Source organism: Pseudomonas sp. P1_F1_2 (genome assembly GCF_056405815.1).
Window position 1 is genome coordinate 90,428 of sequence record NZ_JBFUBK010000005.1, and the last position, 8,808, is coordinate 99,235.

General features: G+C 51.2%; 7 protein-coding genes and 3 pseudogenes. 4 read left to right on the plus strand and 6 right to left on the minus strand.

Going from position 1 to position 8,808, the window contains the following annotated elements:
- Positions 1-226: 226 nt before the first annotated feature.
- On the plus strand, positions 227-1,357 hold the full coding sequence (locus AC1D2P_RS02710) for an acyltransferase family protein (protein WP_477758593.1): 1,131 nt from the start codon (positions 227-229) through the stop codon (positions 1,355-1,357).
- A 142-nt stretch (positions 1,358-1,499) separates the two neighbouring features.
- Positions 1,500-1,668 (plus strand): annotated as a pseudogene (locus AC1D2P_RS02715) (IS66 family transposase); the annotation flags it as partial.
- 358 nt (positions 1,669-2,026) lie between these two features.
- Here AC1D2P_RS02715 and istB read toward each other — a convergent pair.
- The gene (gene istB, locus AC1D2P_RS02720; protein WP_477758592.1) at positions 2,027-2,830 is read right to left on the minus strand and encodes an IS21-like element helper ATPase IstB; all 804 of its coding nucleotides are present in this window, start codon (positions 2,828-2,830) and stop codon (positions 2,027-2,029) included.
- Positions 2,823-3,638, minus strand: a complete 816-nt coding sequence (locus AC1D2P_RS02725) for an IS21 family transposase (RefSeq protein WP_477811298.1) — start codon at positions 3,636-3,638, stop codon at positions 2,823-2,825. Before AC1D2P_RS02725 ends, istB begins: the two co-directional genes overlap by 8 nt.
- Positions 3,639-4,068: 430 nt before the next feature.
- Between AC1D2P_RS02725 and AC1D2P_RS02730 the strand changes: the two genes are divergently transcribed.
- Positions 4,069-5,274: an acyltransferase family protein gene (locus AC1D2P_RS02730; protein ID WP_477758605.1), complete on the plus strand. Its 1,206-nt coding sequence runs from the start codon at positions 4,069-4,071 to the stop codon at positions 5,272-5,274.
- Positions 5,275-5,905: 631 nt separating this feature from the next.
- Here AC1D2P_RS02730 and AC1D2P_RS02735 read toward each other — a convergent pair.
- Positions 5,906-7,027, minus strand: a complete 1,122-nt coding sequence (locus AC1D2P_RS02735) for an acyltransferase family protein (RefSeq protein ID WP_477758604.1) — start codon at positions 7,025-7,027, stop codon at positions 5,906-5,908.
- A 62-nt stretch (positions 7,028-7,089) separates the two neighbouring features.
- Between AC1D2P_RS02735 and AC1D2P_RS02740 the strand changes: the two are divergent.
- Positions 7,090-7,449: pseudogene (locus AC1D2P_RS02740) on the plus strand (glycoside hydrolase family 19 protein); the annotation flags it as partial.
- Between the two features lie 45 nt (positions 7,450-7,494).
- Here AC1D2P_RS02740 and AC1D2P_RS02745 read toward each other — a convergent pair.
- The 3 genes and pseudogenes from AC1D2P_RS02745 to tnpB form a co-directional block, all read right to left on the minus strand.
- Entirely contained in the window at positions 7,495-7,815 is a 321-nt protein-coding gene (locus AC1D2P_RS02745) for a transposase domain-containing protein (protein WP_442963228.1), read from the minus strand.
- Between the two features lie 12 nt (positions 7,816-7,827).
- A pseudogene (locus tag AC1D2P_RS02750) lies at positions 7,828-8,469 on the minus strand (IS66 family transposase); the annotation flags it as partial.
- A gap of 18 nt (positions 8,470-8,487) precedes the next feature.
- A partial coding sequence (tnpB, locus tag AC1D2P_RS02755) for an IS66 family insertion sequence element accessory protein TnpB (protein ID WP_477811297.1) occupies positions 8,488-8,808 on the minus strand: 321 nt, incomplete at its 5' end.

Here is an 8,808-nt window from a genome sequence, read left to right on the forward strand (position 1 = left end):
AGCCGGCATCTTAAGGGGCGGGACGCCAGTCGACAATTGATTTTTCCTTAGAATAAATCCTACCAGCGGTCGATGCGGTCGATGCGGTCAACACGTCCTTGCGGGCACCAGCTTTCAATTTGGTGTGAAGCAAACCTGACAGTGATCGGCAAGGCTTGTAGAATTCCTGCTGTCGTAACGGCTCCCTCGGTCATCGGTCCTCAACTCCATAATATGCGGTCAAGAAATGGCTAACAGAATCACGGGTAGAATCGTTTTTCTCGATGTTATGCGGATATTTGCATTCATCAGTGTGCTCATTGCTCACAAAATGTATGACTCACTTGCTTTTGCCTCCACTAATGAGGCGCTCCATATAACTGTCAGGTATTTCGCACAGTCCCTCCTTCCGTTGTGCTATGGCGGTGCTGCTGGTGTTGTGGTGTTTTTTCTGACGTCTGGATACATCATCACTCACGTCCTTCAGTCAGAATCTACGCTTGAATTTTTGCTAAAAAGAGTGTTCAGGATTTATCCCCTCTTTATAGTAGCAGTAGTGATGGAGGCATTACTCGATCATTATCTGAAGGCAATTGCATTCCCCCCTCTTTCGGTGTGGGTGCCAAGGCTTCTTTTGATTGGTGATTTCTTCGGTACTCCTTTGGCTCTAGGAGGGGTTGAGTGGACGCTTAGACTGGAGATTGCTTTCTACATAGTCATGGCAGTTCTCAAGGCCTTAGGTTTATTCAACCACCCAAAATACGTGCCTCTTGTTTTCATAGCCATTGCTGGTGGAGTCTTTCTACTTCCGCCTTTTCCTAGCACTGGAGGTCTCCCCCTGGCGTATCAATCAATTTATGCATCATTTCTGTTTATGGGCGCCTGCATTTATCTTTGGGAAGCCGGGAAGTCTGATAAAAATCTATGCATCGCTACCATTTTTATTCTTTTTTGCTGTTTTCTTTGGATGGTTGCTAAATATCAACCGCACTGGAAAGAGTTTAATTATGGACTTTATGCCACTGTCATCTTCCTCTTGGGTTGGAGCTTGCGAGACCGAATTCAAGATGGGCCTTTGATACGACTGGTTTCCAATCTGACATTCTCTGTCTACCTATTTCATAATTGGTTATGGGGGTATATTTCCTCTTTCATCGATTATTGCGGGCTGACATTCATTCCTGAAAAATTCCAAATACTGGCAGTGTTGTTTTCAGTATGCTTCGCTTTACATAAGAGTGTAGAGAAGTACGGCCTGCGTGCAGGTCGAATGTTTTTGAGGACGTACAGTAATTTTTCGTTACGAAAGACCACCTTGGAAACATCCGAACGGTTGGACGAGAGTAGGGCAAGCTATGGCGAAGGCAGACTGTCGTAAAGATGGAATAGCCTTAGCTATGGTGACCACTCAATGAGGCCCATATTCAAAAGCGCCCCTGAGGTCTGATGCCGGGCTCCAAAAAAACACCCAACGAAAACGTGGCCCCCGCAGGGTGTGGGGGCAGGGCGCTGCGAGCAACAGCCTGCCAGTGTTGGCTCAGTTGAAAAGCTGGCCGGAAAAGACGCAACCTCAAGTGACAACGCAAAGTGCCTTGGGCAAAGCGGTCGGCGACCTGGCAAGCAACTGGACCAAACTTGAACAGTGCGTCGAGGCCGACTACTTGCCAATCAACAATAACCGTAAGCGCGCCACCTAATCAAAATAGGCGGTGCGCTTAGCGAGGCGATGCGGGTGAGCAATTCCAAGGCAGCAAAGCTTCGAAATCTTCAACCGAAGTAGCTTGTGGCAGGCGTTCAAGTGCGTGGTTGCCGCAAGCCGCGACAGTAGAGGACTTCGAGGCTTTGCTGCCGTGGAACGGTACGCCAGAGATGCCACGGTGTTGGCGCTGATTGAAAACTGACCCACCCTGCCGATTGAAAATTGACCCAGGGCGGATTGCTGATTTTTGCATCAACAACTGTGGATAAGCTTAGCAGCAGTGCCCTGCTGACATAGGCACTAAGCCCCACCGCATATAGGCATGCGGCAGGGTATTCCCGGTGTTGATCAAAACGGTTCATCGTCCTCTGTACCGTCATCGTCCTTGCGCTTTCGCTCACGTGATTTGATCTTTGTCTGGTCGACCAAGCTGCTGTGTTGTAGGCGGTAGGACTCGTTGCCCGTTTCGACGATGTGGCAGTGGTGTGTCAGCCGATCCAACAACGCTGTGGTCATCTTGGCGTCGCCAAACACGCTCGACCATTCCGAGAAGCTGAGGTTGGTCGTGATGATCACGCTGGTGTGCTCGTATAGCTTGGACAACAGGTGAAATAACAGGGCGCCACCGCTTTGGCTGAAGGGCAAATACCCCAGTTCATCGAGTATCACCAGGTCTGTGCGAAGCAGCCCTTGAGCGATTCGGCCTGCCTTACCCTCGTATTTTTCGCGCTCCAGCAAATTGACCAGATCCACCGTGGAGTAGAAGCGCACGCGTTTGTGATGCGTCGTGATCCCGGACACGGCCAAGGCGGTGGCCAGATGCGTTTTACCTGTTCCAGGCCCGCCGATGAACACGACATTCTGCGCGGTATCGGTGAACTCCAGGCTGGACAGATCCCTGACCAAGCGGGCGTCTGCGCTGGAAGCGCTGAAGTCGAAGCCTGCCAAATCACGATGCATGGGGAGTTTGGCCATGTTCATCTGATGATTCACAGAGCGTACGGCGCGATCTGCATGTTCCTGTTGAAGCAGATGTTCGAGCAGCCATTTCGACGAGGTCGTTGAGGATTCTCCTTGCGAGGCCAGCTCTTCCCAGGCGCTGGCCATGCCATGCAGTCGCAGTTCTTTGAGTTCCGCCATAAGATCACGCATTGCGAGTCTCCTCATCGGTGGTACGGAGCCGGTCGTAGCGTGCCGTATTGGCGACAGGCGCTATCTTGAGTTGAAGGCTGGTTTCGGCGGACGGAGGGGCGGCTGTCGATGTCAGTCGAGCCAGGACATTCAGGATGTGTTCGGCGCTCAAGCTGCCTGATTCAAGTACTAACTCCACAGCCACCAACACGGCATCGAGCCCGGCGATGGGAACAGCAGCCAGTACCTGCGTCATGACTCGATCACCGTTGGTGTGACGCCTTAGACCGCGCTTTAGCAGTTGCAACGGCTTCGGCAGATCAGCAAAAGGAGCACCATTGCGCAGTGCGCCCGGCTTGCGCTCGACGCACAGCTTCATGTGGGAGACCTGGATGCGTCGAAACAGGCCGCCGATCAGCAGACCTTTTTCGCTCCAGTCGAACTGAAAGGCCTCGCCGAGTGCGAACGTCAACGGTACAAAGGCCCGTAAGGATTTGCCTTGCTCACCGCGCCACGAACGTATGAAGGCGGTGAGCTGGCTATAGCCGCCGTCGTAACCCTCGGACTTGATCTGCTCGAAGAGCGCTTTGGCGCTCCTGCGGTTGTGCTTTGCCCGAAACGAATCGGCTTTGAGCGCTTGCTCCAGCGTCTGGTGAAACGGACTGAGTTTGTTGGAGGCTGCGCACCGCAGGTACGCCGGTTGAGTGGCTTCGGGGGCTCTGACCCATTTTCGGATGGTGTTTCTCGACAGCCCGGTACGCTTGGCTATCTGATGCAGCGACAGCTTGTCGCGAAAATACATGCGCCGAATTTTGCCCATCATTTCCATGCTGATCACCCTGGGTTCTCCTGCTCAAAAATTGAGCAGAAACAGTTGAACACCTGGGTCAGTTTTCAGTCGGCAGAACAGCCTTTACTGGGTCAGTTTTCGGTCAGCGGCAACAAATGTGGGGTTCATGGAGAGCTTACACAGTTAGTGCATCGATCCGACTTGGCCTAGTCAGGTGCGCTTTGGGGCAGTAGTTCAGGTTCTCTGCGACTCAAGTGAGTTGTCCAGAGCCATGTTTAGCACTGGTGAAAAATCGTCAGAAACTTGACTTTCGCAGGAGGGAATGCGGGAGTTACTGCCGGGTAATTACCATGTGCATCTCCAAGCAAAACAATGCTCATGGCAGGTTTAGGTCTAGCGAGAGATGGGCAATTCGGCGGCTGCCTTTGTAAGGGATAACTGATAGTATTCAGGAAATTTTGGGGGGAACATGATGCCATTGGCCGTTGAAAGATTTGGAGCAATCCCTGCATTGACAGGGCTAAGGTTCTTTGCTGCATTGATGGTGTTTTTTTCTCATTACCCTATCCCTGGGTCAAGCGGTAAAGCGGCGATGATTCAAAACTCGGGGTATGCGGGTGTTACATTTTTCTTTGTTCTTTCTGGATTCATAATTGCTTATAATTATTTGGATAAGTTTGAGAGTGACGTTCGATCATCTACCGTTCCATATCTCATCGCCAGGTTCTCTAGAGTTTATCCGCTGTATATTTTCTGCATCCTCTATGCATGGTTAAATACTGGCGCCAATACTCCACTTTTAGTCTACTTGTCGGCCACCCAGGCATGGAGTGATGATGTCTATGTGGCCATGGGGTTAAATGGGCCTGCGTGGAGTATTAGTGTTGAGGTATTTTTATACTCGCTTTTTCCGCTGATTATCCCACTGCTAAAATACATTGGGGTGCTGGCATCAAAAAACCGTCTATTAATTTTTATGGCAGTTATTGTTGCTGCGCAGTTTTTTCTTGCTCTCTATTTTTCATTGTCCGGAAAAGGCCTTCTTGAATCAGTAGATCCTGGTTCGGCCCATAGGTGGTTATACCGAGCACCCATCAATAGAGTACTAGACTTTTGTCTTGGTATTTCAGCTGCGATTTATTATCGGAGGTATATGCGGATCACTGCGATGTCATCGCGAGCGTGGGAAGTAATTACCTATGTAGCGATTGGGGTCATTTTTTTTCTTATGACGTGGTCGTTGAATTATTACTCTTCATTTAGTTGGGATGCGTCATATGCATTGCCATTTACACTCGTAATTCTTAGCTTGGTGGTAGCTCGGCAGTCGGTAATTAGCCGTATTCTTTCGTCTCCTAAAGTTGTGTTATTGGGAGAGGCGTCCTTTGCGTTCTATTTAATTCATACACTGGTTAGAGGCTTATATGTGGTCCAGCCAAATGTATCGCTGGCTCAGTCCCTATTTCACGAGGCTTTTTTCCTAGTGATTCTGACTGCTCTTTCAATTGGACTCCATATTGCTATAGAGAAACCGGCCCAGAAATTTATTAGAGCACTGAGCAGGACAAGGAGTGCTGCAGTGGTCTCCCTTGGAGAGCCATCAGCGACAACGGTGGCACCTATTGTTGCAGGGCAGGGGGCACCGACCAATCGGGAGCGGCCAGAGTTAGGTTAACCCGATACATCGAACACCGTACAGCTCCCATTTTTTGAGTGAGGCAGTGTTAGCATCTGTGATGGCGTCAGGACCGACCGCATCTTGCCGCGAGGCAGTGGCAAGTGTCGGTTGTATCAGTAAAACATCTCGTGGGGAGTATTCGCAGCTTTGATCTCTTTCGTGCTCGGTTGACACGGTATTGAAGCTGCGAACACCCCAGTTAGATCGTAACCGCTCCATAAACCCCGCATTCAAAGTCACCGCCAGCATCCCCGATGCTGTACTCCCGATTCCTTTCCGGAGCCAGCACCTGATGATGCGCCCTGACGCAAAAGTCGAAAAGGTCTATCTCTACCCTAGGCCCGTCGACTTCCGAAAATCCATCAATGTCCCGGCTGCTCCAGTTTCACATCAACCATCGCCTGCTGAGGTATTGGTCGTGAATCAGGCCGCGCAGGCAGTGATGATGGTGTAGGCTTCTCAGTCCATGCGCCCTTGTTCATGGTATTCCAACTTAGCAATGCCACTAATGACGAAGCCTTAAAGGCGAAGGCGTTGCAGGCCTATTACCGAGGCCTGCAGGCAGTTGATATCAGTGTTGTATCTCCAAATTGGCCAGTGCTATCGGCTTAACGATAAGTCGCAATCTCTAAGCAGATATTACGGCTATTGGCTTACCAGAAAGCATTTTCTTTATTGTTGCCTGTAATGGTTTTTCAATGGCCATGTGAAGACCTATTGAAATGCAGGAAACAATTACAAGGAAAATTGCAAGATGCGCTAGCTGGTGCATAAGCGAGGCTGTTGGCAACTCGGTGTAAAGGGGGCGTAAAATTGCATGTATTAGATAGAATGCAAATGATGACTCTCCCAAGAGAATCATTCTTGGCCCCGATAAGGCTTTGGCTATTCTTGAATTCTGATTAATGGCTATGCCAAGTATCATTATCGCGAACAGCGCAGCGTAAGAAGCATCCCAGCTAAATGCTGATAAGAAGTTTTTTTCCCAGCCCATGAGCGCCACGATCAAAATTAATGATACAGCAACGGCTGCGCTCCATGATTGCTGTTGTTTTTGGGATGGGATGAAATGACGTTTGTAATAGATAGCTGCCGCGATACCTAAGCAGAAGTCAAAAAACCGCGTCGCCGGCATGCGATAAAGCCATCTGTGTGCTGAGTCTGGGCTAATCGACGTCAGTTCGACTCGTCCCGGCATGGAGAAGTAGGCGGCAAGGCAAAGCTGAGCGGCAAAAGCAGACGCTGCGAAAATTAATAGTTTGCTGTGTGAGTTAATAACATTGAGCTTGCTCAATACAGGTATGAGCAATGGGAATGTCAGGTAAAGGAATATTTCTACACTAATGCTCCATGCTGGCCCATTAATGCCAAACGCAAAGTAAACGTCATCGCTCCATGCTTGAATCCCTGTGAGATATGGGAGTATAGGTGTATCTAGTCCTGAGTTTACCCAAGGGTAAATTATACAGAGTGCGTAAAGCGGGTAGATCCTGGCAAATCTAGAAATAAGGTACGGGAGAGTGCTTCCTATTGGTTCTGATTCGAATTTTTCCAGATAGTTATAAGCAATAATAAATCCAGAAAGAACAAAGAAAAACGTTACGCCGCTATATCCTGATCCTTGGACTCGTAAAGCCCAGCCGCCTAGTCCCGGAATATTGTAGTGTGAAAAAAACACCATAAGAGCTGCAGCAAACCGAAGTCCGGTTAATGCTGGAATCGCTCCCGATTTATTGGATGCTATAGTCATCATGCCCTCCTAAATTTCGCGGGATTCTACAGCAATCTGGATTTAACAGAGCGGAGAACCGCGTGCCCATCACAGCGCAGCAGTTGCTGCAGATCCTCCTGAACTCCGGCAGCCAAGCCGGCGTTTTTGTTCCTGTCCTAAATACCGCCATGGGCGCGTACCAGATCATCATCAAGCAGCGGATCGCTGCCTTTCTGGCGCAGGTTGGGCATGAGTCGCGGCAGTTGACCCCGCTGGTCGAGAACCTGAACTACGGCGCACCTGGACTGATGGCGAATTGGCCGAGTCGGTTCCCGGCGGCGCTGGCCGCACTAGTCGCCTGACAGCCGCAGCAGATCGCGAACATCGCCGATGCCTCGCGCGCGGGTAATGGTGATGCATCTTCCGGTGATGGCTGGAATTATCGTGGTCGCGGCCTGATCGTATGCGATCCATAAACCCCACCTACCCCAAAGTGAGGTGACTGTTTACCGTGGGATCTCTGGCGAGCAGTTCCACGGCAGCAAGGCTTCGTAGTCTTCCACCGACGAGGCGTGCGGTAACCGCTCCAGTACGTGGCGTAGCCACGTATAGGGTTCCAGGCCGTTGACCTTGGCGGTTTCGACCAGGCTGTAGATCTGGCCGCTGCGCCCTTGGGGGTGTCGCTGAACAACCAGTTCTTGCGCCCGATGACAAACGGCTTTATCGCTCTTCGGCGGCGTTGTTGTCGATGGGTAAAAAACCGGCTTCCACGTAGTCCAGCCGGCTCCAGTTGTTCGCCAGATACTGCCCCGCCTTACCCAGAGCACTTTGGGCCGGAACCTGCGGCTGGTTATATCCAGCCAGTTCTTCAACTGAGCCAGGATTGGCAGGCTCTTTTCCTGACGAGCCGCGAAGCGTTGTTCATCACTGGCGTCCTTGAGTTGCTGTTCGATGCGGCACAGCTTGTTGATCATCGTCAGCGCGATATCAGCGCGGCCCGTCTGACCCTTGGACTGCACTTTTTGGGCGTCCACGAACGTGCGTCGATGGGCCATGCACGCTAGCCGCTCCACGCTCGGCTGCAGTGCCAAGGCGTTGTAGCCCGCGTAATCATCGGTCATCACGTAGCCGAGATAACTTTCAGGCAGGCGCAACGGTACTTCCTGCTCACGGCTGGTGGTGTAGTCGAACAACACAATTTTATGGTCTGGCGGGCCGCAGGCCTGCCCTCACATCCAGGGCTGACTGGTCGGATCGCGATCCGGTTCTTTAAGGACCTGGACGCGGATTTCGTCGCAGTGGATCACCGGACTTGCCAGTAAGCGGTCGCGCAGCAGCTTGATTTGTTCTTTCAGGTCGACAATGTGACCTTCATGGGCTTGCAGCACTTCGGCTGTTTTAGCCTGACGAGCCAGCACCTCAAGCAACAACTGCTTGAGCAAAACAGGATCATCAGGACGGTCGTCGGGCAGGGAAAACATGGCTCGGATTATAACGGCTCAGGCTACAAATCGCGGCGTCAAAACCTGATGCGGACGGTTGCGCCACAGATCAAAACCGTCGAGTAACCAGTTGAGTTCCTGAACACTTAACACAATGGCTTCGTCCGTGAGATAGGGGGAGGTTTTAAAGCGCTCGGACTCGAGGCGCTTGAGCCAAAGGCAGAAGCCGTTGCGCTCCCAGTGCAGGATCTTCACTCGGTTACGGGGTTTGTTGAGGCACACGAAAAGCACCGGTTCGAAGTATGCGATCCATAAACCCCACCTACCGTATGGCCGCGGTATGAAGTCAGATATCCGAGTCGGATACATGCTCCACTT